Genomic DNA, 26,286 nt, shown 5'->3' with positions numbered 1-26,286 from the left:
GCTCAGTTTGAATAAATCTCAGGCTTTAAAATGCCAACAAAAGGTAGATTGCGGTATTTTTCTGCATAATCCAATCCATATCCGACTACGAATTCGTCTGGAATTGAAAAACCCTTATAATCAGGTTCAAGTTCTACCGTTCTGCGCTTTGGTTTATCGAATAACGCAACAACAGCTATCGATAAAGCATTTCTACGCTCTAATACATCAATTAAATAACTGAGTGTTAGACCACTGTCGATAATATCTTCAACAATTATGACGTGACGACCTTCTACAGGTACATCGAGGTCTTTCAGAATTTTGACAACTCCCGAAGATTTTGTGGAGCTACCATAACTAGATACCGCCATAAAGTCGAGCTCAAGTGGTACCGTAATTTTCTTAACTAAGTCGGACATGAAAATAAATGCGCCTTTCAATATACAGATTACAAGCGGATTTTTGTCTGCATATTCACTGGATAAAGTCGCGCCAAGTTCTGCTACCTTTGATTGAATCTGCTCTTCACTATAAAGTACTTCTTGAATGTCGTTAAGCAAGGATGGTCCCCCTAAATCATAATATGAGTACACGCATGTTTACATTCTACTGCTCTCTACTCAGTGGTTTCAAGTTTTACATGTAAAATACGCTTGGTAGTGCCTTTTTGCACAAGAGCGTGTCTGGATTGCCGAAAGCCAGGTATCCACAATACCTTGTGACCACTGTCGACCAGCAAAGCGATGTGAGCTCTTTGTCTTGGCGGTACCTTCGCGTCAATGAGCATATTTTTTACTTTTTTAGAACCATTTAAACCAAACGGCTCTATTCGATCCCCATTTATTCTGTTGCGAACGATTAAAGGGAATTGAACGTCGTCCAAATCGAACCAAGCTTCAGTGCAATCAGTTCGTCTAGGCGAATCTATAGGCATCCCTTCTTTAACTTGATTGTCTTGAACATCTAGCACTCGAAATGTGAGTAAACCATTTCCAATCTTAATGTTTACCATATCCTCAGGATCATTGATTAAATAACAAAACGATTCTGTTCCCACAAGTATCTTAACGAAGTTGATTTGATCATATTCACGAACGATATGTACGCCCCCAATAATAGGTAGAATCTGCGTCGTTGGAAACTCTCGCACGATCAATTCGCGAATATTTTCCAACTTTGTAAAGTCAAGGGGTTTATCTGGTGAAACAAGATAGTTTAATATTAATTTAATCACACGCCGTTGTAAAGCAATTGGATATTGAATGAACAAGCTTCTCGTTAAACGATATTCATCATCGTGTTTTGTAACAAGCTCATCCATGACCTTTACTGTCTCTTGCTCCATGTATTCATCTTCTGCGCGCATTAATTCGGCAAGACGAGTAAGCGCCTCAGGGAATTGTTCATTAAATTGTTGTAAATAAGGAATAATATCGAGTCTTATCTCATTGCGAAAGTATTTGCGAAGCAAATTAGATGAATCATTGCAATAATCAATATGCTGTTCATGACAATAAGTGATAAGCATTTCCTTTTTAATACGCAGAAGCGGACGAATCAGTTCCACATTTTTTTCATTTCGCTTTGGCAAAATCCCCGCTAGTCCAGATGGACCTGTTCCACGTAGTAGCCGCATGAGCACCGTTTCAGCTTGATCATTAGCATGATGCGCAAGGGCAATCCGTTTTGCATTGTACTTACCCGCCACTTGATGAAGAAATTCATACCGTTTTTCTCTAGCCGCAACTTGCGTATTTAATAACGATTGTTCAATATAGGCTGGTACATCTATGACACCTATTTCACAAGGAAGATCTAGAGAAGCTGCTAATTCCTTGACAAAGCTAGCTTCTTGGTCTGACTCCTTACCGCGAAATTCATGATTCACATGAGCAACTACTAAATTCCATCCACGCTGTTCTTTCAAAGAATGAAGAATATGCAAAAGCGCCACCGAATCGGCTCCCCCCGAAACAGCGACGACTACAAAGTCTCCTTGTTCAATTAGTTTATCCTCGATGATCGTTGCTTCAACTTCAGACACGAGATTCACCTAGGCACCATCCTCTCCTATTCCATCATGGCCAATATAGGTAAACTGTTACTCCAAATAGCACAACCGATAACGCAAAACACACAGAAAGCCATGTGCCTCTAACCGGTTTGCTAGGTAGAACAGCCGTTCTTGGCAATAGCTTACGCCATGCTTCACAAGCTTCTCGTGTGGAGCTGAATTCCCCTTTTAGTGCCTTGCGTAGAAAAGGCATAACTATATTCAGCTTCTCATTTTGATCGGCATATTCAATTATATCAGCTAAATTCCTATTTTGAGGAAGTCCTTTAGCCGCTTTAGACAAACTATCATGCCGATCAACAGCCTTCATCATTAAGATGGCAAATGCGAATAAATCATAACTTTCATCTGCAACGCGGGTTCCAGTTCCCCAAAATCCACGATCATACAACTCTGTAAACTGTTTAACCGACCTTCCCTTTGCTGTCATTCCGCCAAAATCAATTAGCTCGACATGCCCATAAGCTGATACAAGCACGTTCTCCATTTTTAGATCGCCGAATATGAAGCCTTGTTGATGAAGCTCGTTTAACTTCTTAAGGAGATTCATACCAATTAAGTAATACCAATCCACACTATTCTTGTGAAGATAATGCGTTATGATCGTACCTTCAATAAACTTCATTACAAAGTAAGGATATTCCTTTCCTTGTATGACGAAGTCATCGACATCAATCAGCATACCACAAAAGGAGTTTGCAGCTTGGGATAGGGTCCGTAATGCATTCACCTCAGATAGCAAATCTATAGGATCATAACCAACCTTAAGCGCATATTGTGAACCCGCTCGATTCACCAAGAACACTGTACCATTCGCTCCAGATCCAAGTGTTCTCACAATTGTGTAAGCACGATTCTTCCATTTACCTCGGACTGTCATGCCTACCTTAATGCCGAGCTCTTCACACGACGTAATCACCTAATATCCCACCTTTGCTCTCATCCGCAAACGGCTGCTCATACCTGCTCTGCTGCTGCGCGTCCATTGACGTTCTCGTCACATATTGCACGAGTTTCGATAATGCTGGACCCGTTGGAGTTGTACCCTTCATGTTTATTTTATAGAACATCTTGTCTATTTTTGCAAGGTCACTCGTCCAATCGGAGTCCATCGAAATCTCAGATTCAGCCCCTGACGAACTAGGGAAATGGAATACCGCCATTTCACTCTTGCCCATTCTAGAACGAAGAGATAACACTAAATCACGAAGAGCTTCACGCACTGCTGCAAGCTTAGGCTTCATAGAAGCACTCGCATCAACAAGCAGAGCTATACGTAGGTCAGCACTTTCCGTCATCTCCTCCATCACATTCACTACTTGAGCACGCTGATCAGGTGGTAATTGTGACATACTGCCGTCACCAAGTATTTGCCTTAGCTCTTTACCTACTGCTTGCTCGATTGTTCCCATCACTGTTTTGCGTGTCATCATCTGCACCGTTTGTGACAACTGCTTAGAGGATACAATTCGGCTCATTCCGCCCCCCGCATGTGCAATTTCCTGTATTTCTTGCGAACCTAGCTCACCTAACTCCCCGTAATCTACCACTCCGATCACATTAACCGTAATGCCTTCTTCTCTAGCGAATGCTGCTGCAATAACAGGACTAGTCCCTACATTCGAACAACCGTCCGTAATTAATAGGATTTGTTTCATCATACTCTATCAGCTCCATCTCTTTCAGCACTTTCTACTAGTTTCGCCAAAAAAGAATCGGTATAAACACTTTGAGAACAAGAAGAAGGAGCTTCGCCGTCTTTACAAGACGGCGAAGCCCTTTCTTAAGGTGATACCTAGAATTTATGATCTGAAAGTTATAAATTCTATATCACTTAACAACTTAACATATGTACTTTAACTTGGGTCACCTCATGAACGAAGTGTCGTTTCACTAAATGATTTACGCTTCATGGACTGAACCTTCCCATAGGTTGCAATTCGCCACAACCATTCCATCGGCCCAAAAGAGAATTTACTTAACCACCATTTACTTAGGATTACTTGAATAACAAATACAATTAAACAATAGAGGGTACTAATCCAAAGCGGATAAGCAGCTGTATTCCGAATCATGAGTGGTAAAACGAGTACTGTACTTACCGTCTGAAATAAATAATTTGATAGTGCCATACGCCCAACATAACTGAATGGACGAAGTAGCTTTTGCCACTTTTCCTTGCGCAGTAGGAGTAGAAATGAGGTTACATATAACACAGCTAGTGTTTTGCCACCTAAATAGATATAAAAGTATACTTTTTTCGGATCATATAAGTTGAACTTTACAAAATAAAGAAAAATTGGAATTGAACAAAGAAGTGTAAGAAGGAACGCAAGTAGTTGGATCCGTTTAATTCGACTATACAGTTCACTTACGCGATTGAACAAGTTAATTTTGCCACAATACAACCCTAGTAAGAATAAACCTAACACTTCTGGAAGATACACAATTAAGTTCGATATCCCATAAACCAAAAAGAAGAAAATCCGTGATGAAACGCCCTCCCCATAGTTTACGAAGGTATTATGTGTCATTCCTATGGGGACAATAGCCGTCGTCCCACTCATGGATGGAGTAAAGCTTAGATACATAATAGCAGTAAAGCATGCAATTAAAGATAAAGACCAGATCAGAATTACTTTAGGCTTATGGCCATAAAACAAAAGCAGCCAAAATCCTTGTATCGCATATAAATTTAAAATGTCACCTGTCCAAAGCAAAATAGCATGCGCTACTCCCATTATGAATAGGAACACTAATCTCCTTGTAAATAATCGATTAATTGAATTCCCCCGTGCCTCCGCACGACTCATAAATATATAAAATCCAAGACCAAATAAGAACGCAAATATGCTGTAGAATTTCGTTTGAATGAACAAATCATAAAGTAGTCTCACGATTGCATCTAGGCCATCGTAAGCCCTACTATTAAGAGGATGCTCAATTCCAATCATCGTAGGTATATTCACAAGAAAAATACCCAGGATCGCAAAGCCTCGAATCACATCAAGGGAAACGATCCGTTCATTGCCGGTTACCGACTGACTCATTTGCACACCACCTGACCTAATTGTGAAATATGAATTGTTTACACGTTAATAGCTTCTAATATAAAACCACATTACGCTCTACTTGTAAACAATTCCAAATATTTCTTAGGTTAGTCAATCAACTTACTGTTCTAGCACGCTCAATTGGGGTAAAACCAGGTAAGCGGAAGGTTGCCCATTCAGGGATCCGTTTATCAATTCTAGCAACAACAATCGTCATATCATCGTGAACCGCCCCTTGGCTGAAGAGTAGAACTCGTTCAAGTAGGCAATTGGCGAATTCCTGTGTAGCTTCCTCATTAATTTCACCTATTACGCGCTTCATCCATAGCTCCTTATTAATTGCATGACCAGGTGCATCATAGATTCCGTCTGTCATCATAATCAATAAATCACCATCTTTAAGGGGCATCGAGACCAGATCAACATCGATATCTTTAATAATGCCCACGGGTAAATTACTTGCAGTGATGACAATGACTTCAGAACCACGTTTAATAAAGCTTGGAGTAGAGCCAATTTTTAAGAACGTTGTCTGAGCACTAAATAAGTCGATAAGCGCCATATCAACCGTAGCATACATTTCATCTGGAGACCGAAGTAGCAGCACTGAGTTAACGGATTTTACAGCGAGACGTTCATCCATTCCAGACTGCAACAGCTGCTGTAGAATTCCTAGAGCTGCCTGACTCTCAGCACGAGCTCTCTCACCATTCCCCATCCCATCGCTAAGTGCAACAGCGAATTTACCATTACCTAGAGGTACTGTACTATAGGAATCGCCTGACCAACCGACATCCCCGTGTGCAACGGTTGCAATACCTGTATCCACCGTGTATTCACTTGCCGACCCAAATGTGACGGAAGAGTACCCCTCCCAATAGGTCAGTCGCTCCTCATTCTGAACCGTGATATTCTCACCTAGAATTTCGCTCAATAGTGGTGCGATTATTTTCCTACACTCATCATAGCCCTTCGCATATTGATGAATCATTTCAATCTCTACTTTACCTTCATCCAAACTAATAATATCGATACTTTGTAAAGATAAGCCCATTTCCTCAAGTGCAGAACGTATTTGTTCTTCTTGAAGAAATAACTCCTGTCCTTCACGTTTAATTTCCTTTGCTAGATCATCCATCACTTGCGAAACACCTGTTAGCTGCTCTGCTACAAGCTGTTTAGAATCTGATATTTGCCTACGCCAATGCATATTGTTCTGATATAAAGTGTATTGTTCCTTCATAATGCTCAGCACAGTTTCTGGTTTGACACAAATTTTGCGCCAAGCAAATGGAATGTCTTTCTTCTCAAATTGATCCCTGACCTCAATCTGAGTCATCATATCCGTCATATATTTATAGGTTTGATAGAATGATTCATCCCAACATTTTGTTCTACGATGACAATTCGAGCAGGAACGCCCTGATACTTCATTCATGAAATGCCCTACATCATCTTCCTTCTGCAGCGATAAATTATCGGATGATAGTTGTTTGAACGACCTTGCTAACTGCCTGAACACTTGTGAAAACTGTTCTACCCGTCCAGCTGTAGCATCTCTTATTCGCCTTGCGTAGTCATGTTGTCCCTTCAGATGCTCTTGAGTTCCAGGAACATACTTGGCTAGAAGCTTAAGCATGCTACTCGGGGTCATTAAAAATAAACTAATTGCGATTAGCGACTCCCATACAGAATTCATGATTTGTGTGTTATCCCCCATATATATAGATAGAATCGACGAGCCAATAAACATTCCTAATGCGACTGAGATTCGTTTACCTTCTCTCAGCATGCCAGCAAGCATTCCAGAGAAAGCTAGTAGACTCATCTGAAATAACGCTTTTGGATCGGCTAAGCTAAGAATAATACCCGTAATGACTCCAACTGATGCACCAATCGGAGCACCTCCTACAAATGCAAATAGGAGAATTAAATAACGAGATAATACATATTCAACGTTCACACCACCAGGCATCCAGCCAACCGTACCTGTCATCACAGATGCTAATAAAATTATCAAACATACAATTTCTTCATTCTTCAACTGATAGTTTTTGCGAGATAGGGTTATAACAGGGATAGCTTGTACAAAAATAATCGTCAGCACCATACTGAGTACCGCTTCTACTGCCGTCATCATGAGGTTGTACCATGATAAATCCATCATGATTAGTAATATAAATAATTTCACCAAGAAAGATGAAGCAAAAACTAGGATGGGCGCAGACGACAGATCGGATCGCTCGTACTTTTCGATCGCTTTCTGAAATAAAAGAAACACCAATATTTGCGTAACTAAATAACCTGTATGAGGCGTAGGAGTTAACAACGAGCCTGCGAATAAGGCGACTCCAATCCAAGGGGAAAGTTCTTGCCGCTGAAAATACATGACAGCAAAGAAACCAAGTGCAAACGGTGATAACTCTTCCAATATAGTAGCCCGCCCTAGCAGGAACGCCATACAGATTAATAAAAATGACCATTTTTTTGCTGAAATTGCTTGTGCTTTAGAACTCAAGCCTGATTTCAGTTTGCCCCACATATGTAGCTTCGTCACATTCGTATGGTCATCCATATTTTGTTTGTCCATAAATTAGCTTCACCACCCAAATCTATTAGTGTTCTCTATTATATGGGTGAGTCTATTAGGAAGTTTGTCAGAATGAGTTAGTCGTATAAAAGAAATTTCCGACACATTCAAACAGCTTGTCAAATCGTCAAAAACACTGATGCCACATACCACTAGAGCATAAAATTGAAATTATATTATGAATTTAGTGTATGATATAACCAGCATTTGGCAAGGGATGCCGTAAGGATATGTCGATACAGAACAGCAACATTGTAAGTGTGTTAAAGAAATGACAAAACAATACATGAATAAAAAAGAATAGGGAGATGTGCCTATGATTATTCTAAAAACTGATGATGAAATATCCAAAATGAAGCAGGCAGGAGCCATTGTTGCAGCTTGTCATAAAGAGGTAGCAAGAATGATTCAACCAGGAATAACAACACTGGAGATTAATGACGCTGTGGCCATATTAATCAAGAAATTGGGAGCGAATCAAGTAACCAAAGGCTACAACAACTTCCCTGCAGAAACATGTGCATCCGTTAACGATGTAATTGCACATGGGTTTCCGAGTAAAACACCGCTACAGAATGGAGATATTGTTACGATCGACATCGTTGTAGAACTTGACGGATGGCATGGAGATTCTGGCTGGACTTATGCGGTGGGTACTATATCTGATGAAGCTGACCGGCTAATGAAAATCACCAAAGAGTGCTTATATAGAGGGATTGCGCAAGCTGTAGCAGGTAATCGACTTGGGGATGTAACACATGCCATACAAAGCTATGCGGAAAGTAATGGCTATTCCGTCGTTCGTGAATTAAACGCACATGGAATTGGTCGTTCCTTGCATGAAGAGCCTAGCTATCCACATGTAGGAAAAGCTGGCAAGGGGATAAGACTTAAAGAGGGTATGGTGCTTACGATTGAACCGATGATCAATGTCGGTACTTATCTGATGACGATTGATGATGATAATTGGACAGCTAGAACCTTTGATGGAAAGCTGTCAGCACAATATGAACATACAATTGCAATAACAGCGAACGGGACTGTAATTTTGACAGATCAGGACCAATAATGCGAGAAATTATGAGTCAGAAGAAATATAGGAATTATCATCAAAAAAAACCACACGGTGCATCTTCATGCATCGTGTGGTTTGATAAGCTAAAACTATTCTAGTCACGTCGTCCGCCGCGTCCACCGCGTTTGGATTCTGTACTCTTCTTAAGTGATGAAATTCGCTCTTCACTATCTTTAAGGAAACGAGACAATTTATCATCGAATGTCAACTTACCAGGTGCGTTCTTAAATCCGCCTCCGCGTGATCCACGATCTCCACCAGGTCTACCGCCGCCGCCACTAGGACGACCTCCACGATCACCACTAGGTCCACCGCTGTATCCTCCAGGACGACTAGGACGATCTCCACCGCCACCGCCGCCGCTAGGACGGTTTCCTTCAAATCTGTTAAAACGCTCCGGACGAGGGGCATCTGCTGGCTTCTCAATCGTCTGCTTAATCGATAGGCCTATTTTTCCGTCTTTGTCCACATTGATCACTTTAACTGTAACTTTATCTTCCAGCTTCAAATGATCATTAACGTCCTTGACATAATTATCCGCGATTTCCGAAATGTGAACAAGCCCGGTAACTCCCTCGGCAAGCTCGACGAATGCTCCAAAGTGAGTAATACCTGTCACTTTTCCTTCCAACTTGCTGCCCACTTCAATTGCCATAAAGTAAAATGTTCCTCCCTTAAAATTCTCAAAAAAAGAATGCTACGCAGATTATACCCAATAATACAAAGACGGTCAACTCGTCATTTGCCTTAACTTACTGACAAATTCTTAAATCAAGGCTTAGTCACCGAAAAAATTCTTTCGCCTTCCTTGACGTAGTTTAATTCTTTGCGAATTTTCTGTTCAATATATTCCGGATCGTTTAAACGCTCCACTTCTTTCTTGGCCTTCACATTCGACTTATGCACCTCTGAGAGCTGCATATTTAATTCATTCAGTTCTGCTTTCTTATCCGTCAATTTAACGTGCTGATCCCAGTATATGACCCCAGCCCAGCTAAGTAAACAAAGCATCATGACCATTATTAGTCGGGATTTGCTACGCACACGCTTAGCGCGTCTTTTATTCGATTGAGTCGATGATTCTGACGCCATGTTGTGATAGCCTCCTCGTACTAAATCTGTCATAATAGCCTGACATACATACCTTCTTAGCCACGAATGATTCGCCGCTTAACCCATAGAATGATTTTCCATAGAGGATATAATAATTGTAACATAATTTTATACAAGAATATAGCAAATAACTGTAAAAACCTGAGAATCAACAGGAATGCTTTATAAAGTATAATGGCTGGCTTAACAATCAAAATATGAATAATTCTAACAATTACACGATAAATCTCTTTTATCATTTTAAATATGAACAATAACACTTGAGTCGTCGTTTTGCTAAATAGAAAATAATATAACAACACGCCAACAACCATACCTACATAGACAAACATACGGAGTTGCCCTTGATTACTATTGTATAACAGTTGGAAAATAAGAATCGTCGCCACGATCCAGTAAATAATGTCAAGCGGAATGATTGTCCAGCGCGGGAGCTTTAACTGCTCATGTAGTAATCGAAAAAAATCATAGATAGCTCCCATTATAATCCCGCCACACATCATCATGAACATAGTCCAAAACTGCATGCCTAGCGTCATTTGAACAGTTTACCGAAAATACCCTTCGCTTTACTTTGAGCATTACCGTCAATATAAGCTGTCTCATGCACAAGTCCTTCAATGGCGACGAGCCCTTGCTCTAGATTCAAATTCTTGATGTGTAAATTTTGACCTCTGATCATTAAGAAGCCGCATTCTGTTTCTAATAGAAATTCCTCGCTGTCAAAGCTTTCAACATTAAGCACACCGGATATTTCCATGAGCTTACGATTAAGCATCTTAATTTCCTGTCGCTTGGATTTAATCGGATCGACCATAGCCTGCCTGTCCCCCCCTATTTGGAAAGTCCACCTAAGATTTACTCTCCTAATGCCTTCCTACTAGCTTCTATTGCTAGCATATGGACGAGATAGGCAGTTTAGAACAAGCTGATAAATTCCTATATTACCAAGAAGTAACGGTTTGACCGTCTTTACAAGGTGGATGCGTTTCTTAAGGTGATACTTAGAATTTATGATCTAAAAGTTATAAGCTCTATATCATATAAAAAAAGCCGACCTGTTAAGGTCGGCTTTTCTCATTATTCGTACTTATCTTCACTGGTGTAAGGTTCTTCTTTGAGTACTGTGAACATCTTAGCAGCGTCTTCCTTACGAGTGGATTCAGCAAGAAGTTCAACCCTGATGGTTACTTTCTTCTGACCAAATTGAATCGCAATTTCATCGCCAACCTTGACCGCAGAACTCGCTTTAGCATCTCGACCATTAATCCATACTCGGCCTTGATCTGATACATCTTTCGCCACAGTACGACGTTTGATCATTCGAGACACCTTTAAGAATTTATCCAGTCTCATTATTTTACAGCTACTGCTTCTTTAAGCTTGTTACCTGCTTTGAAAGCCGGTACGTTGGATTCTGGAATTTCGATTTCTTTACCTGTTTGTGGGTTACGACCTACACGGCCAGAACGCTTACGAGTTTCAAAAGTACCGAATCCAATCAATTGAACCTTGTCACCAGTTGAAAGAGCATCAGTGATTTCTCCCAATACGCCATTAAGAACTGTTTCTACATCTTTCTTAGTTAATCCACTCTTGGATGAGATGTTGTTAATCAAGTCTGTTTTGTTCATAATAAATTTCCTCCTAAATTTCATCATATGATAGGAACTAATTAGCCTACGCTATTCTTTAGTACGAACTAAATATTCTTTGTTCTAACGTGAATTCCTGCTTTTCGACTTATTTTTTTAGATTTTTTTTTGCTTCTATCCATAAACTTTCCATCTCGTCCAAATTGCTTTGCGCGAAATCCTTCTCTCGCATCCGCAACCCTTGTTCGATATATTGGAATCGCTCTAAGAACTTCCGATTAGCCGCAGCAAGGGCTGCCTCTGGATCGATACGCAATTTTCTAGCAAGATTCACGACTGCAAATAATAAATCCCCTAGCTCTTCATGCTGATTTTCTTCCGATTTAAGCTCAATTGCTTCCCGAACTTCATTCAGTTCTTCGACAATTTTATCCACAACTTCAATTGAATTTGGCCAATCAAATCCGACAACAGCCGCCTTTTTTTGCAGTTTAAGAGCTTTCATTAGTCCTGGGAGATCACGAGGCACGCCATCTAAAACAGATTGCTCCTTCGGTTCAATACCTTTCATGCGTTTCTCTTCGTCTTTCATATCCTGCCAGTTCGCAAGTGCTTCTTCCGCATTACCAGCTTCACGCTCACCAAACACATGAGGATGACGTCGAATGAGCTTCTCATTAATTGCTTGAATGACATCGTATACGTTAAAGACCCCTGTTTCCTCTTCCATTTGCGAATGCAGCATGATTTGAAGCAACAGGTCTCCAAGCTCCTCACGCATGGCATCTGGGTCATCATCATCAATGGTCTCTAATACTTCGTAGGTCTCTTCGATTAAATTCTTACGTAGTGAAGCATGCGTTTGCTCACGATCCCACGGACAACCTTCAGGACTACGAAGAATTGCAACAATTTCGTGCAAGCGATCAAATGTGCGATTGAATAGCTCCTCTGATTCACCACGACGTACCCAAATAAGCGACAAATTGCCGTAGCCCTCAATCTGATCCAGTTCATATAGTGGTACTTCCACGATCTGTTCAGCACCCGTTACGCCAAGAGCATGTCCTACCGTAATCGGATAATCATCTGGATAAACCTCCATTAACGAAAGCTTCACATCAGATGCTGTAAACGTATCATATACTTGTCCAATAATCGTATGCATATGCGGATTCAGTTGATTAAGTCTTAAATCCGTTGCATCAAGCAGCTGAAACCCATCAATCGGATCAAAGCCGAATCGTGTGAATGCTTGATCTAAGAAGCTTTCGCCACCAGCTATGTGCAGCTCAATATTCGTTTCTTTACATAACTCCTTCAGGCGAATTACGGTAAACTCAGCTACCATCGGGTGACCGGGAACTGCATACACGATCTCCCCGTTATCTGCTAATGCATAACGAATTAAGGTCTGGGCAATTTCCTCATATACCTCTTCAAAGGTCGCTTTCTGCTCATAGAGCTGATCAAACGATTCATATGTAATCTGATTTTCCTTCAGCAGTGTGATCATGGGATGCTGATCTGTTCGCAAATAGAGCTTGGTTGCTTGTTGAAGCTTGCGAAAGCTTCCTAAGGTAAGCTGATCAGGATCACCCGAGCCGAGTCCAATTATAGTTATTTGTGCTGCCACTTGATGTACCTCCTTCATATCGCCTTAATACGTGATTTACTTTTAATAACTAATTGCCCTGCTTACCACGCTTCTGCATCAGCTTACTCACTCCAGGAATGAACCGTGCAAGCTCAGGATCAAGCAAGTTGAACCAGAGTAGTCCAGCTGTGTAGCTGACAACGCCACCTACGACCGCGACGAGTGTTAGAACCGTCGCCTCAAGTCTTGGGGGCAGCGGGTGCCCAGCTGCCCCAAAGACTGCCTCACCCCCATAGGTGAGGGCGAGCACGAGCAACCCCATCATGCCGCTGGCCATGATGGGCATAATGACGCGGCTGCGCAGCTCGCCGCGCGTAAAGATCGCGGTGTGCCGCTGCAGGCACACCAGGTTGATTGCCGTCGCCACCGCAAATGCGAGGACGGCGGCAACAGCTCCCCCCGTTATGCCATAACGGGGGACTAGCACGAGATTGCCGATGACCTTAACGGCTACGGCAATCAGCATGGCTACGGCGGGTGCGCGCAGCTCGCCGAGCCCGTTCAGTACGCTGGTCGATACGACAGCCAGCGTGCTGAATAAGGCGGTGATGCCAAGCACCGCCATAGGCAATGTGCCTTCCGCTGATGTGTAGAGCATCACATTGACGGACTTCGCCGTCAATACGAGCCCTACAGCGGAAGGTAGACCAATGAGCCAGGCTGCATGCAGCGCAGCCTGTGCTCTTGACCTAGCGAGCGCCCTATTCCCGCTCGCTTCAGATAACGCGGGAACAATCGCTGCTCCTACTGCGGCAGCAAGCATAGACACGAGTTGCACAAGAGGTAAACCATGATTGAACAAACCAAACTGACGCATTGCCTCTTCTGTACTTACATGCAGCGTCTGCAGAAGACGTGGCATGGTAAACGTGTCAACAATATTCATTAAGGGCACTGTAACCGTACCAAGACAAATGGGAACAGCTATTTTCACAATGCGTAACATTAATTGTCTTGTGCTCTCTGTCTGCACACTATTCTTTGTATGGTCTAATCTACTTCTAGCTATACGTTTAGGCCATTTCCACCAAGCATACACCATAATAAGTAATCCTGCGAATGCTCCTGCAACAGAACCGAACATGGCTCCAGCAGCTATTGTTGCTGCATCTTCCTGTATATGCATGAGCCATAACAAGCTCATAATCATCACAGCCACTCGAATCACTTGCTCAGAAACTTGCGAGACGGCAGGTGGAATCATTTCCTGATAACCTTGAAAATATCCCCGCATAGCCGACATAACAGGAATGATCAGCATGGCCCAGGCTATGCTTCGCAAAGAGGGAGCTGCCGAGCTAACACCAATAAGCCGAGCTAACCACTCTGCCCCCCAGTAAGTAATAGCAAAAAATAATAACCCGGATCCAATCATCACAACAATTGAAGCTTTCGTTATCCTCCGAGCACCTGTATGATCACCTACAACCACACGTTCTGATACAAGTATAGCAACCGTTGTTGGAATACCAGCTGTAGCGAGGAAGATCAGGAATAAGTAAAAGGGATAAGCGGTGTTATATAAGCCAAACACTTCATCACCAGCAATGTTTTGTAAAGGGATTTTTTGCAACGTACCTAGCAGCTTTGAAATAATAGCAGCCAAGCTAAGTATCGCCGCTCCCTTTAACAGCTTAGATTTACCAAGCGAAGAGCTTGAAGGCTCATTCTTTGTATGATTTGTCTCTATGCTCTCTATATGTTGATTCCGGTGTTTATGGCTTGAACTTTTCATTACTTGCCCTCTTCCCTAGCTTCTCAAGAAGAAACAGTATTCGCGAACACATGCATTCATTATAGCGAAAGCTTGATATATGCACCAACAAAAAAAGCTTCTGTTACTAAGGCCTATTCGGACTTTAGTAAAGAAGCTCTTGTTTTCATTCTAATATGTTATTGCTCCATCTGTTTAGCCAAGAATGCAGCAGCTGTTTCAGACATTTTGGTTTCCATAATACCCATTTTTGTGCCTTCTTCTTTAGTAACAAGGATAACCGTACCAATCGGGTCTCCACCAGCAACAATCGGAGCTACTACAAATGAGCTATAAGTATCACTAAAATCCTTACAAATCTCATACTGCCCACTATTTATTTCTAATTGTGATTTGCGATTTTCCATACTCGACTCAATAATCGCACCAATTTGCTTTTCCAAATAATCCTTCTTGGATCCACCAGCGATTGCAATAATCGCATCACGGTCGGAAATCATCGTTATATGTCCCGTACCTTCATACAATGACTCTGCATATTCCTTCGCAAAATCGCCTAGCTCACCGATCGGCGAATATTTCTTAAGGATAACTTCCCCATCTCGATCTACGAAAATCTCGAGTGGATCACCCTCACGAATCCTCAATGTACGTCTAATTTCTTTTGGTATTACCACTCTTCCCAAATCGTCGATACGACGAACAATTCCAGTAGCTTTCATAACAAGTTGCCTCACTTTCCAAAGATGTTGACTGGACTCAAGAGGAAACAGCGCCGTCCTAATGGACGAGAGCGTTTCCTTAGGTAATCAGAGAAATTATAATGTAAACTTATAAGTTCTGATTAACTAATAACACATAATTAGTGATCAATCAAATTTAACCATAGTATTCATCAGTTCCCAAGTTCTTATGCAATGTACATAACCTTAGGAAATACACTCACGGAACTTACGATCAATATGTATCCTAAGGAGACTGACCTATCAGAAGAAGTATGTGAAACAACTTCTCCTCCTTCACTCAATAAAGCAGGACGCTATCTTGCTAGCGTCCTGCATCAACACAATTATATCCCTTATGGGTTTGGAGTTGCAGTCTGTGTTGGAGTTGCAGTCGGTGCTGGTGTTTCAGTACTTGGTGGTGCTGGTGTTCCACTTGATGTTGGCGTCGCACTCGGTGCAGGTGTTGGAGAAGGCAGATTGTTAGTCAGAATCAAACCAGGCACTTCCTTCTCAACAAAATCTTGTACCTTTTGCTGCGCTAAGCTAGAGCGAATGGAAGCTTTCATTTCATCTAATGTACTTACCTTGCGACTATCTACAAGCATGAGATGATAACCATGTTCTGTTTTCACTGGCTCACTTAATTGACCCACTGGAAGACTCAAAGCAGCGTCTTTCCATTCTGGCACCATTTGACTTAGGGCGCCATAGTTCAGATTTTCGTATTTACCGCCTTTATCTTTTGAACCTGGGTCATCGGAAAATTCTTTAGCTAACGCATCAAAATCGCCGCCAGCTTTAAGTTTTGCTTGAACTTCTTTAGCTCTTGCCAAAGCTTCATCCATTGTACGAAGCTCTTTATTAGTTGCACTATCTTTAATGCCTATGAGAATATGACGAACAGATACTACGTCAAAGTAGTGCTTGTCCTCAGTGAGCATCTTATCATACTCTGCTTTAACTTGTTCATCTGTAATATTTTTCTCTTCAGCAGCAACGGAATAGAAAGTTAATCTCATTAGATTCTCAAGATCCTCTAACTTAACATTGTTATCCTTAAGTTGCTTATCTAGACCGCCCTCTTGAGCGCCAAGAACTGATTTGAATTGTTCCATTTGGGAAGTAATCAGCTTGTCCGCTTCTGCCTTGGTTGCATCATCAGCACGTGCAGCTAGAATCTTATAGCCAATTATCTGGTCCAACATAAATTTATGCAGGGAAGGATCATTCAGGAATTGTTTGTACATCGGATTCAACATACCATTTACGTTCAAAAATGCATCGAATTCAGCTTGCGTCACTTCACCATTATCTTTGTAAGTCGCTAGTACCTTATTGGACTTACCACAGCCACCTAGAATAGATACTGCCATGATGACAGCAATTAAGGTAATGATCCATCTGCTCTTCTTACGTTGAAACATTGTGTAAATCTCCTTTCATTTTTAGGGCATCCTTATATTTTTTTAAAAATTGTTCAATGAGGTCTAATGATTGTTCGGATTCAAGACCTTTACAACGGAATGTCATAACAAGCTGCGTACCTGCTGTAAGACGGATCCGGTTTCCATATATACCTGCAATATCAAACAATTTCTGACCATCTATTCTGCTGTTCTGATCAGAATGCACCTTCAGAATGAAGTCATCGCCCTTCTGTGACATCGACTCAATCTGGTATTCCGCGCCATATATTTTCAGTCGTGCAATTGTCAATAAATTCATTACAGCCTGTGGCGGATTACCGAATCGATCAAGAAGCTCGTCGTATAAATCTGAGGCTTCTTCATGCGAGCGTATAGCCGCTACCTTCTTGTAAATCTCTATCTTCTGCATGCTATCATAGATATAGTCAGAAGGCAAATATGCGTCAAGGCTAATTTCGATGTTCATATTGAACTCTTGAATCTCAGCTGGAGCCGTTCCATTAATTGCAAGTTTCTGCTTCGCAATCTCATCAGCTAGCATTTGAGAGTACAAATCAAAACCTACAGAAGCAATAAACCCATGCTGCTCTGCTCCAAGTAAATTACCCGCTCCACGAATCGCTAGATCACGCATTGCAATTTTGAATCCTGAGCCTAACTCCGTAAACTCCTTAATAGATTGCAAACGCTTTTCAGCTACTTCCGTTAACACCTTGTCTCTTTGGAAAGTAAAGTACGCATATGCAATTCGATTCGAACGACCAACACGGCCACGTAACTGATAAAGCTGTGATAGTCCCATTTTGTCCGCATCATGTACGATTAACGTATTTACATTGGGAATATCGACACCAGTCTCAATAATACTTGTGGATACAAGCACATCAAATTCGCCATCAAGGAAATCTAGAATTGTCTTCTCAAGCTCTTGTTCACCCATTTGACCGTGGGCAACAGCAACTCTGGCATCAGGAACTAGAGCGGATATTTGATCCGCCATTTGTGTAATCCCTTGTACGCGATTATACAGATAATACACCTGTCCTTCTCTTGCAAGCTCACGCTCAATGGCTTCACGCGTAAGTGCAAAGCTATGTTCCACCACATAGGTCTGTACAGGAAATCTATTCTCTGGCGGCGTTTCAATTACAGATAAATCACGTACTCCCAGCATGGACATATGGAGGGTCCGCGGAATCGGTGTCGCCGTAAGTGTAAGTACATCCACATTTGCCTTGAGACGTTTTAGCTTCTCTTTATGCGAAACACCAAAACGCTGCTCCTCATCCACGATAAGCAGTCCCAAATCTTTAAAAACGATATCCTGGGATAGAAGACGATGCGTTCCAATTACGACATCGACAGTGCCTTTCTTGACTCCCTTGATCGTCTCTGTCTGTTCTTTCTTCGAGCGGAAGCGACTAAGCACTTCAATATGAAACGGGAAACTAGAGAAACGTTCCTTGAATGTTTCATAATGCTGCTGAGCTAGTATCGTTGTCGGAACAAGCACGGCTACCTGTTTGCCCTCAATTGCTGCTTTAAACGCTGCACGAATAGCAACTTCTGTTTTACCATAGCCCACATCACCGCAAAGCAAGCGATCCATCGGACTTGGCACTTCCATATCGGCTTTAATTTCTTCAATAGCTCTTAGTTGGTCATGCGTTTCATCATAAGGAAATAAACTCTCAAATTCATTTTGGTAGGCTGAATCCTTCGAGAATGAATAGCCGATTGTTGATTGGCGCTGTGCATAGAGTTTGATGAGTTCATCCGCAATATCTTTAACAGAAGATTGTGCTTTGCTTTTGACCCTATTCCAGTCAGCACCACCAAGTTTATATACTTTAGGCTCTTTTTCTTCAGATCCCACATATTTCTGAACGAGATCAATTTGCTCAATCGGAACTGAGAGCTTGTCACCGCCAGCATAAAGAATATGCAAATAATCCTTGTGAATTCCACCGACTACCAGCGTACCAATACCAACGAACTTACCAATTCCATGATTAACATGGACGACATAATCACCGATTTTGAGTTCTTGATAGTTTTTGATACGTTCTGCATTCTCTATTTTCTTATCAACCTTGCGAGCCTTTCGCTGCTTCTGTGTGAACATCTCGCCTTCCGTGATAACAACTAAGTGGAGAGATGGAATTTCAAAGCCAGCCTGCAAGTTACCATCAATGATCTGTGGTGTTTCAATCCCGTAATCATCTAATACTCGGCGTACCCGGTTCATTCGTTCCTCGCCGGAAGCGATTAACATGACCTTACTACCCGTCTTCTTCCAGCGTTCCATTTCTGTTTTGAGCAAATTCATTTGCCCATGGAAATTCTGCATCGCACGACAAGTAAAGCTTACGATATTCTGTGGTACTGTTTGTGGAACCTGACGTAAGAAGAGCGACGAATAAATGGTCGGAAATGCTTTCCTGTGCAGCAGGGTCTCATAACTTTTGGACAGCACAAAAGTAGGCAAACTTTTGCCTTCTTGTAATGAATGTGTTATCCATTCCGCTTCATCACGTTCTAATTGCTTTGCCGTTTCAATCAATCGCCCTGGTTCATCAACAAGTAGGACACTGTCTTTAGGTATGTAATCGAATAATGTATGTCTTTCTGGATATAGCAATGAAATGTATTGATAGATTCCCGGAAAGGATATCCCTTCCCGAAGCAACTCTATATCATGTCCAATGCCTTCTAGTAACTTATCTTTTGCCTTGCTATCGGTCATCTTCTCAAGCTGGGCTTGGAGTAGCTCATAGGCACCTACAGCTGCCGACTCAAGTCTTCTCTTTTCTGCTAATACTTCACGACAGGGTGAGATCGTAATAGAGTTGAATTTAATGGTAGAGCGTTGATCGCTTACATCAAAGGAACGAATGGAATCAACCTCATCATCAAACAGCTCGATTCGAATTGCAGTCGAAGATGTTATCGGATAGAAATCAACGATTCCTCCACGTACACTCATTTCTCCTTTTGACTCAACTCGTTCGACTCGTTCATACCCAAGCTCCGTCATTCGGGCTAGAAAAGCTTCTAAATGTAATGTATCTCCCACACTCATTTGAATGTTAGAAGTAGCAAATATCTCTTTAATAGGGAGCAAACGACGTACACCAGCATAAGGTGCAACAACAATGCCGCGATAACCTGCAGCAAGCTTTGTTAGAACCTCAATACGTCTTGCTAATATTTCTGGCGATGCAATCGCTGCTTCAGCAGCCATTAACTCTTGAGCTGGATACAATAAAACCTGATCATCCGACACGCATTCAGCTAGATCTTCGGCGATTTTCTGTGCCGCGAACATATTATGCGTAATAACAAACAAAGGACGCTTTGATTCGAGAAACAGGGATGCCATCATCACTTGACGCGAAGAACCAGCTAACCCTGCGATTAACTGTTCCTTCATATCTGATTGGACGCCTGCTACAACGGATTGAAAGTCCCTGTCCGCTGAAAAAGCTTGTATCAACGCTTGCAAATACTTCACTCTCCGCCCATATTATTGCAAAGGATTAGTAAGCAAAGAAAGCTCCGGATGAATGTCCAAAGCCTCCTTACAAAAATCACAAACAACCTTTACAATTGTATTACCTTCTAAGTCATACGATATTATATCTCTACGCTCCTCGGGGGTCAAGGAATGAAAACCCAATTGATCCTCCGTCACATAAGAACTTTCGATTCGACCCATCGTCATTTGACAGTGTCTACATGTATAAACAACTGACATCAATGTATGCCCCCTTCACAAGTCATATTACACTCTAGTATGACCCTTATTACGAAAAAATAGGCATCCATCTTACATGTTTCCGGGACGAACCTCTTATTTTAATTAAATTTAGCCATTGTTTTCTCAAAAGTGTTCTGAGTTGCATCTTCCATTGCATCAACAACTTGGTCCAGAATAGGAGGCATATCTGCTGCTTCCTGTTTACTAAAAGGAGATAGGACATAATCTGCGATATCCTTACCAGGCAAAGGACGTGAAATTCCGATTCGAATGCGATCAAAAGTTTGTGTCCCTGTATGCTGAATAATCGACTTAATCCCATTATGCCCACCTGCGCTACCTTGATAGCGTAGTCGAATCTTCCCATAGTCTGTATCGAGATCATCGTAAAGTATGATCATTTGTTTGACATCTAGTTTATAGAAATCTAACAATGCCCGTACAGACTCACCCGATAAGTTCATATAGGTCATCGGTTTTAGTAAATATATTTTGGTTCCATTTACGTTTCCTTCAGTCATAAGCCCCTTGCATTTATTCTGAAAGCTACGAAAATCGTGTTTCTGCGCAAACTGATCAATTGCCATAAAACCAATATTATGCCGGGTTCTCTCATACTCTTTTCCGGGATTACCCAGTCCAACAAACAGTTTCAACTGCTGATCCTCCCCTGACCCTTCTGTTTAACCCAAGCTTCTGCTATTTTTTCTTTGCTTTCATTTTCCTACGGATAATGTCAGCATAGCCTTCTTTGTTTGTTTGACGTTGCCTTGCAATCGCCAAATCCCCATCACTTACATTATGTGTAACCGTTGAGCCTGCAACGACATAAGCCCCTTTGCCTATTTTAACAGGTGCAATCAGGTTCACATTTGAACCTACAAATGCATCGTCTTCAATTTCAGTCAAGCTTTTATTGAAGCCATCATAGTTCACTGTAATCGCACCACAGCCAAAGTTAACGCCGGTGCCAACTACTGCATCACCAACATAACTGAGATGAGATACCTTAGAGCCATCCCCTATCGATGCATTCTTAATCTCTACGAAATCACCGATTTTTACACCTTTGCCAATCTTGGAGCCTGGTCGTATATAAGCGAATGGTCCTACACTTGTTCCATTGTCTATGAACGACTCTTGTACAACTGCATTCTTAACGATTACCTCATCACCAAGTTGTGAATTAGTAATTTCTGTGCTTGGGCCAATCTCACAACCATCTCCGATAATTGTGTTCCCACGAAGAATTGTTCCGGGGAACAATACAGAATCTGATCCAATTTGTACACCCTTCTCAATGTAAGTCTGCAGTGGGTCTATCATCGTTACACCATTCACCATATGAGCGCGATTGATTCGAGTTTGCATACAGCGCTCAGCTTCAGCTAATTGAATGCGATCATTAACACCTAAAGATTCATTCTCATCATCTGTACAATAAGCTTCAACGATATGTCCCTCGCCTTTAATAATATCGATCACATCAGTTAAATAATATTCACCCTGAGAATTGTCATTTCCAACAAGATCTAAAGCGGCAAATAGTTTGGCATTGTCAAAAATATAAGTACCTGCATTAATCTCATTAACAGCTGCCTCTGCCTGTGAACAATCCTTCTGCTCGACAATTTTGGCTACATATCCTTCGTTGTTACGAATAATACGCCCATAACCAAATGGATTATCTAGCTTCGCTGTCAACATCGTTATTGTCGCACCAGAAGCTCGATGCTGCTCTATCATTCTATTCAAGGTTTCCGCCTTAACAAGTGGTGTATCTCCATAAATTACAATTGTTAAGCCTTGTTCCTGGCTAAGCGCTGGTTTAGCTTGCAATACCGCATGTCCAGTACCAAGCTGAGTCTCTTGCAGTGCATACTCTACTTTGGATCCCAAGTAGGCTTTAACGGTCTCTACACCATGTCCAACTACCACAACGGTCCGACTTACATTTATCTCTTCAAGCGTGTCAATCACATGCCCCACCATCGGTTTCCCGCAAACAGGATGAAGCACCTTAAACAGCTTGGAATTCATACGTTTGCCTTGTCCCGCTGCAAGTACGACGGCATATAAGTTCAAACTAATCACTCCTTCACTAATCACAAACATATCATTATGTTTATTCTCAACCAATATATCTTAATTCTGCTTAAAAGAAAAGAGAGCCCCATAACGGGGCCCTCTCTTTAAGTTATACCAAATTTATAAGTTTCTTCATAAAATTCGGTATAAACTCAAGAAACGTATCTGTCCTACATGAGAACCAAGAAGGTCGTTTCTTCTCAAATCAGTTGAATCAGAATTACGCGCCTTCTTCGATTACTTCTTCTTCTGCAGCCGCACGGTCGTACTCAGCCAGCACCGCCGCTTGAATCTTCTCACGAGTTGTGGAAGAAATCGGATGGGCAATGTCTCTGAATTCACCGTCGGGAGTGCGCTTGCTCGGCATAGCAACGAACATACCATTGTTACCGTCGATTACACGAATATCGTGAACAACGAATTCATTGTCAATCGTAATGGAAGCAATCGCTTTCATTCTGCCTTCTGAATTTACTCGGCGAAGTCTAACGTCTGTAATTTGCATTGTGCTCACCACCTTTTTCCATCGCAGGACTTGGAAGTATAATTCAACATTACAATGCAAATTCCTTCTTTATCAGAATTAATTTTTTTAAAAGTTTAAAAAAACAATTAATTAGATCACATTTTACAATATATAACTTATAATACAACAAAATGTGACAAGAGTCGTCACACTTTGTTCATTTGTTCCATTCAATTTTTGTTCACTGTTTAATGTCACATTTGGCCATTAGTTGAATTACAAAAAGAGAACTATCTGCTCTTCAATTATTCTTAATCATTGAAATAGCTACCTGGCCCTACAATAACCTGCTTCGTTTTGGAGTCAACTCCTGATAGTTTAGCGAGAGATACGTAGTCCTCCACTAACATATCATCGACTTCTCCCGACTCTACGAATACACCAACACCACTAACAGAAGCCTTGAACTCCTTTAGTAAGTCCTTCATGCCTTGAATCGTACCACCAGCACGCATAAAATCATCAATTATCAGCACATTCGCCTCTTCCTTCAAGGCACGTCTTGATAATGACATCGTCTGTATACGCTTATTAGAGCCTGATACATAATTAATCGAAACTGCCGATCCCTCTGTTACTTTATTATCTCTACGTACAATAATAACCGGAAGATTCAAGAAAGATGCAGTTGCATGTGCAAGAGGAATACCTTTGGTCTCAACCGTCATGATGCAATCAGCTCCGCTATTAGCGAATTTAGTTGCAAACATCTTGCCGATCTCATTGAGCACTGAAGGCTGCCCTAATATATCAGACATATACAAGTAACCGCCTGGTAAAATCCGATCAGGCTGTCGTAATTCTTCACAGATCGATTCAATAAAGGATAATGCAGTCGTTGTATTCATCTTGGGAATGAATTTAACACCACCAGCTGCTCCTGCAACTGTGTTTAATTCTCCGATCCCTTCCATCTCTACAACTTCCTTAATGATCACAAGATCTTCACTAATGGACGATTTAGCAGAGTTATAACGTTCAGCAAACGTAGTGAGTGGGATCAATGAATGAGGACGAGACAATAAATATTGGGTCATTTCCACCAATCTCGAACTTCTCTTCAATTTTCTCATGAACAGACCACCTAATTCCGAATATTATATAAAAAATATAACACTTTTGTACGGTTTTACACAAGTTGATATCATTGTCTATATTAAGACAACCATAGTTGATATCAGAAGATCACTAAAAAAAATGTTGACCTCGAAAATTCCTAAGTCAACATCCTCACTACATATACATCTTTACAAAACCCTCTAAGCCCATTATAAATCCGAGCAACCTTAGATTCTTTAGATACAAGACCAAATACGGTTGGCCCAGAGCCTGACATTAGCACGCCTTCAGCACCAAGCTTTTGCATACATTCCTTGATATGTCTTACTTCTGGATATAAATCAAGCGTTACTTCTTCAAGCACATTACATAGACCACTGCATAGCTTATCAAACTGCTTCCCTTGGATTGCATCTACCATTTGCCTTGTATCAGGATGATGTTTAATGCCATTCGCGTTCAATTTACCATACACTTGCGAAGTCGATACATTAATTGGAGGCTTAGCGAGAATCACCCAAGACTGAAAAGCATTCTTAATTGGTTCAAGCTTCTCGCCTCTGCCTCTGGCAATTGCCGTTCCACCAGTAATACAGAACGGAACATCAGAGCCAAGCTCTGCTCCTAGCTTCTGTAATTCTGGGATCGAAATATTGAGCTGCCACAAGCGATTGAGTCCACGAAGAGTAGCAGCAGCATCACTACTACCACCTGCAAGTCCAGCAGCAACCGGAATATTCTTATCCAAGTGTATATATACGCCTTGTTTAACACCGTATCGATCTTTAATGAGCCTAGCAGCCTGGAATGCTAAGTTCTTCTCATCAAGTGGAATATATCCAGCCTGTGAAGAGATCATTATCGTATCACGCGGAAGCTCTTGCATTTCAATTCGATCTGCTAGATCTACCATTGTCATAATCATTTCAACTTCATGATAACCATCATTGCGCTTATATAATACATCAAGCGACAGGTTGATTTTGGCTGGCGCCTTTTCAAACACTTTCACGAAATCACCTACTTATGTATTTACCGTCTCATTATACCAAAAGCAAAAAAAAAAAGCTAAAGCTCGAATGAGCTTTAGCCAATTAACAAAATAAGGGCATTTTAGATACTATGTTTGTTTAGAGGAAGCATTCTCAGCAATTTGAATGGCTCGTTTAACCATGTTTCCAGCATCCTTCGTGCGAATACCGCCCCATCCCTCTTGCTGAACGGTGTCATAAAAACCAAGATCTTTTGCAAGTTCATATTTAAATTTCTCCGACATTACACTACGTCTACGGCTCATATCTCCTCGCCTCCTTTAAAAAATAGTGTGTCCTTATGAGAAACATCTATTCGCAGTACCCTATATCGTCTATAAAAAGGTAAAAAGCAGCCCATATGCGGGCTGCTGTATAAATGGGGTTATGTTTGAATATACGTGATTCTTACTTCTCCATCGTTATTACATACCGTCACTTGAACTGAATCGGTTAAAATATCCGCATAACTGTAGGATACCCGTTTAAATGACTGCTGTTCTTGATCGAGTTTCACGATGAAAACAGAAGGGTACGTCTCTTCTAACACCCCAGATCGCTCAATTGTCTTACGACGTCCTCCGTTCGCGCGGAGCATAATTTTCTGACCAACATGAGGCTCTAAACTACGTTTAATCTCCAAAAGTGCATTTTTTGCCATTGGGACTACCACCTCTTTCCATGTAAATTATAACCGACTCCCCCATGGATGTCAATCAAAATAAACAATTATATCAATACAACAATCCAGTTGTCAACGGGTGTTTTACTATTTTTCAAATTTATAAGGGTTAGAATTTGTCTAAATCGCAAATTT

Annotated in this window: 26 protein-coding genes; 1 reads left to right on the top strand and 25 read right to left on the bottom strand. The window is 41.4% G+C overall.

Translation table 11 applies throughout. The features are described 5' to 3' along the window. Window positions 1–2: 2 nt before the first annotated feature. The 6 genes from hpt to spoIIE form a co-directional block, all read right to left on the bottom strand. A complete protein-coding gene (hpt, locus tag AC1DOK_RS22435) occupies window positions 3–542 on the bottom strand; it encodes a hypoxanthine phosphoribosyltransferase (protein ID WP_477556531.1) in 540 nt (179 codons plus the stop codon). A 56-nt stretch (window positions 543–598) separates the two neighbouring features. Further along, window positions 599–2,035 carry a tRNA lysidine(34) synthetase TilS gene (gene tilS, locus AC1DOK_RS22430; RefSeq protein WP_477556530.1) on the bottom strand — a complete coding sequence of 479 codons (1,437 nt, stop codon included), beginning with the start codon at window positions 2,033–2,035 and terminating at the stop codon, window positions 599–601. 25 nt (window positions 2,036–2,060) lie between these two features. Further along, entirely contained in the window at window positions 2,061–2,975 is a 915-nt protein-coding gene (locus AC1DOK_RS22425) for a protein kinase domain-containing protein (RefSeq protein WP_477556529.1), read from the bottom strand. Further along, the gene (locus AC1DOK_RS22420) at window positions 2,959–3,714 is read right to left on the bottom strand and encodes a vWA domain-containing protein (protein WP_477556551.1); all 756 of its coding nucleotides are present in this window, start codon (window positions 3,712–3,714) and stop codon (window positions 2,959–2,961) included. Before AC1DOK_RS22420 ends, AC1DOK_RS22425 begins: the two co-directional genes overlap by 17 nt. Window positions 3,715–3,927: 213 nt before the next feature. Then, window positions 3,928–5,106, bottom strand: a complete 1,179-nt coding sequence (locus tag AC1DOK_RS22415) for a DUF418 domain-containing protein (protein WP_477556528.1) — start codon at window positions 5,104–5,106, stop codon at window positions 3,928–3,930. A gap of 118 nt (window positions 5,107–5,224) precedes the next feature. After that, on the bottom strand, window positions 5,225–7,699 hold the full coding sequence (gene spoIIE / locus AC1DOK_RS22410) for a stage II sporulation protein E (protein WP_477556527.1): 2,475 nt from the start codon (window positions 7,697–7,699) through the stop codon (window positions 5,225–5,227). 316 nt (window positions 7,700–8,015) lie between these two features. Here spoIIE and map point away from each other — a divergent pair, with 316 nt between their 5' ends. Then, complete coding sequence (gene map / locus AC1DOK_RS22405) at window positions 8,016–8,768, top strand: type I methionyl aminopeptidase (RefSeq protein ID WP_477556526.1); 753 nt, start codon at window positions 8,016–8,018, stop codon at window positions 8,766–8,768. A 100-nt stretch (window positions 8,769–8,868) separates the two neighbouring features. On the opposite strand, the gene AC1DOK_RS22400 is transcribed toward map, so the two are convergent. The 19 genes from AC1DOK_RS22400 to veg form a co-directional block, all read right to left on the bottom strand. Then, the gene (locus AC1DOK_RS22400) at window positions 8,869–9,429 is read right to left on the bottom strand and encodes a S1 domain-containing RNA-binding protein (RefSeq protein ID WP_477556525.1); all 561 of its coding nucleotides are present in this window, start codon (window positions 9,427–9,429) and stop codon (window positions 8,869–8,871) included. Window positions 9,430–9,545: 116 nt separating this feature from the next. Beyond that, window positions 9,546–9,866 carry an FtsB family cell division protein gene (locus tag AC1DOK_RS22395; RefSeq protein ID WP_477556524.1) on the bottom strand — a complete coding sequence of 107 codons (321 nt, stop codon included), beginning with the start codon at window positions 9,864–9,866 and terminating at the stop codon, window positions 9,546–9,548. Window positions 9,867–9,922: 56 nt separating this feature from the next. Further along, entirely contained in the window at window positions 9,923–10,426 is a 504-nt protein-coding gene (gene yabQ / locus AC1DOK_RS22390; protein WP_477556523.1) for a spore cortex biosynthesis protein YabQ, read from the bottom strand. Continuing rightward, window positions 10,423–10,704, bottom strand: a complete 282-nt coding sequence (gene yabP / locus AC1DOK_RS22385) for a sporulation protein YabP (protein WP_477556522.1) — start codon at window positions 10,702–10,704, stop codon at window positions 10,423–10,425. The genes yabQ and yabP overlap by 4 nt, the downstream gene beginning before the upstream one ends. Window positions 10,705–10,967: 263 nt before the next feature. Further along, window positions 10,968–11,243, bottom strand: coding sequence for an RNA-binding S4 domain-containing protein (locus AC1DOK_RS22380; RefSeq protein ID WP_477556521.1), 276 nt, complete (start codon window positions 11,241–11,243; stop codon window positions 10,968–10,970). Next, entirely contained in the window at window positions 11,243–11,521 is a 279-nt protein-coding gene (locus AC1DOK_RS22375; protein WP_477556520.1) for an HU family DNA-binding protein, read from the bottom strand. Before AC1DOK_RS22375 ends, AC1DOK_RS22380 begins: the two co-directional genes overlap by 1 nt. A gap of 109 nt (window positions 11,522–11,630) precedes the next feature. Then, on the bottom strand, window positions 11,631–13,118 hold the full coding sequence (gene yabN, locus AC1DOK_RS22370; protein ID WP_477556519.1) for a bifunctional methyltransferase/pyrophosphohydrolase YabN: 1,488 nt from the start codon (window positions 13,116–13,118) through the stop codon (window positions 11,631–11,633). 49 nt (window positions 13,119–13,167) lie between these two features. Further along, entirely contained in the window at window positions 13,168–14,874 is a 1,707-nt protein-coding gene (locus AC1DOK_RS22365; protein WP_477556518.1) for a putative polysaccharide biosynthesis protein, read from the bottom strand. Window positions 14,875–15,032: 158 nt separating this feature from the next. Next, window positions 15,033–15,575, bottom strand: a complete 543-nt coding sequence (spoVT, locus tag AC1DOK_RS22360) for a stage V sporulation protein T (protein WP_477556517.1) — start codon at window positions 15,573–15,575, stop codon at window positions 15,033–15,035. A gap of 356 nt (window positions 15,576–15,931) precedes the next feature. Then, window positions 15,932–17,002 (bottom strand): peptidylprolyl isomerase, encoded by a 1,071-nt coding sequence (locus AC1DOK_RS22355; RefSeq protein WP_477556516.1) that lies wholly within the window; start codon window positions 17,000–17,002, stop codon window positions 15,932–15,934. After that, window positions 16,989–20,510 carry a transcription-repair coupling factor gene (gene mfd, locus AC1DOK_RS22350; RefSeq protein WP_477556515.1) on the bottom strand — a complete coding sequence of 1,174 codons (3,522 nt, stop codon included), beginning with the start codon at window positions 20,508–20,510 and terminating at the stop codon, window positions 16,989–16,991. The genes AC1DOK_RS22355 and mfd overlap by 14 nt, the downstream gene beginning before the upstream one ends. Before the next feature lie 21 nt (window positions 20,511–20,531). Next, on the bottom strand, window positions 20,532–20,762 hold the full coding sequence (locus AC1DOK_RS22345; RefSeq protein ID WP_477556514.1) for an anti-sigma-F factor Fin: 231 nt from the start codon (window positions 20,760–20,762) through the stop codon (window positions 20,532–20,534). Between the two features lie 101 nt (window positions 20,763–20,863). Then, entirely contained in the window at window positions 20,864–21,421 is a 558-nt protein-coding gene (pth, locus tag AC1DOK_RS22340; protein ID WP_477556513.1) for an aminoacyl-tRNA hydrolase, read from the bottom strand. Between the two features lie 43 nt (window positions 21,422–21,464). Further along, entirely contained in the window at window positions 21,465–22,880 is a 1,416-nt protein-coding gene (glmU, locus tag AC1DOK_RS22335) for a bifunctional UDP-N-acetylglucosamine diphosphorylase/glucosamine-1-phosphate N-acetyltransferase GlmU (RefSeq protein WP_477556550.1), read from the bottom strand. 193 nt (window positions 22,881–23,073) lie between these two features. Further along, complete coding sequence (gene spoVG, locus AC1DOK_RS22330; RefSeq protein WP_036655543.1) at window positions 23,074–23,358, bottom strand: septation regulator SpoVG; 285 nt, start codon at window positions 23,356–23,358, stop codon at window positions 23,074–23,076. A gap of 272 nt (window positions 23,359–23,630) precedes the next feature. Next, window positions 23,631–24,452 (bottom strand): pur operon repressor, encoded by an 822-nt coding sequence (purR, locus tag AC1DOK_RS22325; protein WP_477556512.1) that lies wholly within the window; start codon window positions 24,450–24,452, stop codon window positions 23,631–23,633. A 143-nt stretch (window positions 24,453–24,595) separates the two neighbouring features. After that, window positions 24,596–25,450, bottom strand: coding sequence for a 4-(cytidine 5'-diphospho)-2-C-methyl-D-erythritol kinase (gene ispE / locus AC1DOK_RS22320; protein WP_477556511.1), 855 nt, complete (start codon window positions 25,448–25,450; stop codon window positions 24,596–24,598). Window positions 25,451–25,558: 108 nt separating this feature from the next. Then, the gene (locus AC1DOK_RS22315) at window positions 25,559–25,735 is read right to left on the bottom strand and encodes a small, acid-soluble spore protein, alpha/beta type (protein ID WP_477556510.1); all 177 of its coding nucleotides are present in this window, start codon (window positions 25,733–25,735) and stop codon (window positions 25,559–25,561) included. Between the two features lie 119 nt (window positions 25,736–25,854). Continuing rightward, window positions 25,855–26,130 (bottom strand): biofilm formation stimulator Veg, encoded by a 276-nt coding sequence (gene veg / locus AC1DOK_RS22310; protein ID WP_477556509.1) that lies wholly within the window; start codon window positions 26,128–26,130, stop codon window positions 25,855–25,857. Between the last annotated feature and the right edge of the window lie 156 nt (window positions 26,131–26,286).

This window comes from Paenibacillus sp. P5_B5, from assembly GCF_056400365.1.
The sequence above is the reverse complement of the archived record's forward strand: the minus strand, read 5'-3'. Positions and strand labels throughout refer to the sequence as shown.

Excerpts from the sequence above, each read along its gene's own strand:
- AC1DOK_RS22315 (WP_477556510.1), bottom strand. The coding sequence starts at position 25,735 with ATGAGCCGTAGACGTAGTGTAATGTCGGAGAAATTTAAATATGAACTT.
- AC1DOK_RS22345 (WP_477556514.1), bottom strand. The coding sequence starts at position 20,762 with ATGTCAGTTGTTTATACATGTAGACACTGTCAAATGACGATGGGTCGA.
- AC1DOK_RS22395 (WP_477556524.1), bottom strand. The coding sequence starts at position 9,866 with ATGGCGTCAGAATCATCGACTCAATCGAATAAAAGACGCGCTAAGCGT.
- spoIIE (WP_477556527.1), bottom strand. The coding sequence starts at position 7,699 with ATGGACAAACAAAATATGGATGACCATACGAATGTGACGAAGCTACAT.
- AC1DOK_RS22380 (WP_477556521.1), bottom strand. The coding sequence starts at position 11,243 with ATGAGACTGGATAAATTCTTAAAGGTGTCTCGAATGATCAAACGTCGT.
- map (WP_477556526.1), top strand. The coding sequence starts at position 8,016 with ATGATTATTCTAAAAACTGATGATGAAATATCCAAAATGAAGCAGGCA.
- spoVG (WP_036655543.1), bottom strand. The coding sequence starts at position 23,358 with ATGCAAATTACAGACGTTAGACTTCGCCGAGTAAATTCAGAAGGCAGA.
- spoVT (WP_477556517.1), bottom strand. The coding sequence starts at position 15,575 with ATGAAAGCTACTGGAATTGTTCGTCGTATCGACGATTTGGGAAGAGTG.
- AC1DOK_RS22375 (WP_477556520.1), bottom strand. The coding sequence starts at position 11,521 with ATGAACAAAACAGACTTGATTAACAACATCTCATCCAAGAGTGGATTA.
- purR (WP_477556512.1), bottom strand. The coding sequence starts at position 24,452 with ATGAGAAAATTGAAGAGAAGTTCGAGATTGGTGGAAATGACCCAATAT.
- glmU (WP_477556550.1), bottom strand. The coding sequence starts at position 22,880 with ATGTTTGTGATTAGTGAAGGAGTGATTAGTTTGAACTTATATGCCGTC.
- AC1DOK_RS22400 (WP_477556525.1), bottom strand. The coding sequence starts at position 9,429 with ATGGCAATTGAAGTGGGCAGCAAGTTGGAAGGAAAAGTGACAGGTATT.
- AC1DOK_RS22355 (WP_477556516.1), bottom strand. The coding sequence starts at position 17,002 with ATGTTTCAACGTAAGAAGAGCAGATGGATCATTACCTTAATTGCTGTC.
- yabP (WP_477556522.1), bottom strand. The coding sequence starts at position 10,704 with ATGGTCGATCCGATTAAATCCAAGCGACAGGAAATTAAGATGCTTAAT.
- AC1DOK_RS22415 (WP_477556528.1), bottom strand. The coding sequence starts at position 5,106 with ATGAGTCAGTCGGTAACCGGCAATGAACGGATCGTTTCCCTTGATGTG.
- AC1DOK_RS22365 (WP_477556518.1), bottom strand. The coding sequence starts at position 14,874 with ATGAAAAGTTCAAGCCATAAACACCGGAATCAACATATAGAGAGCATA.
- yabQ (WP_477556523.1), bottom strand. The coding sequence starts at position 10,426 with ATGACGCTAGGCATGCAGTTTTGGACTATGTTCATGATGATGTGTGGC.
- AC1DOK_RS22420 (WP_477556551.1), bottom strand. The coding sequence starts at position 3,714 with ATGAAACAAATCCTATTAATTACGGACGGTTGTTCGAATGTAGGGACT.
- veg (WP_477556509.1), bottom strand. The coding sequence starts at position 26,130 with ATGGCAAAAAATGCACTTTTGGAGATTAAACGTAGTTTAGAGCCTCAT.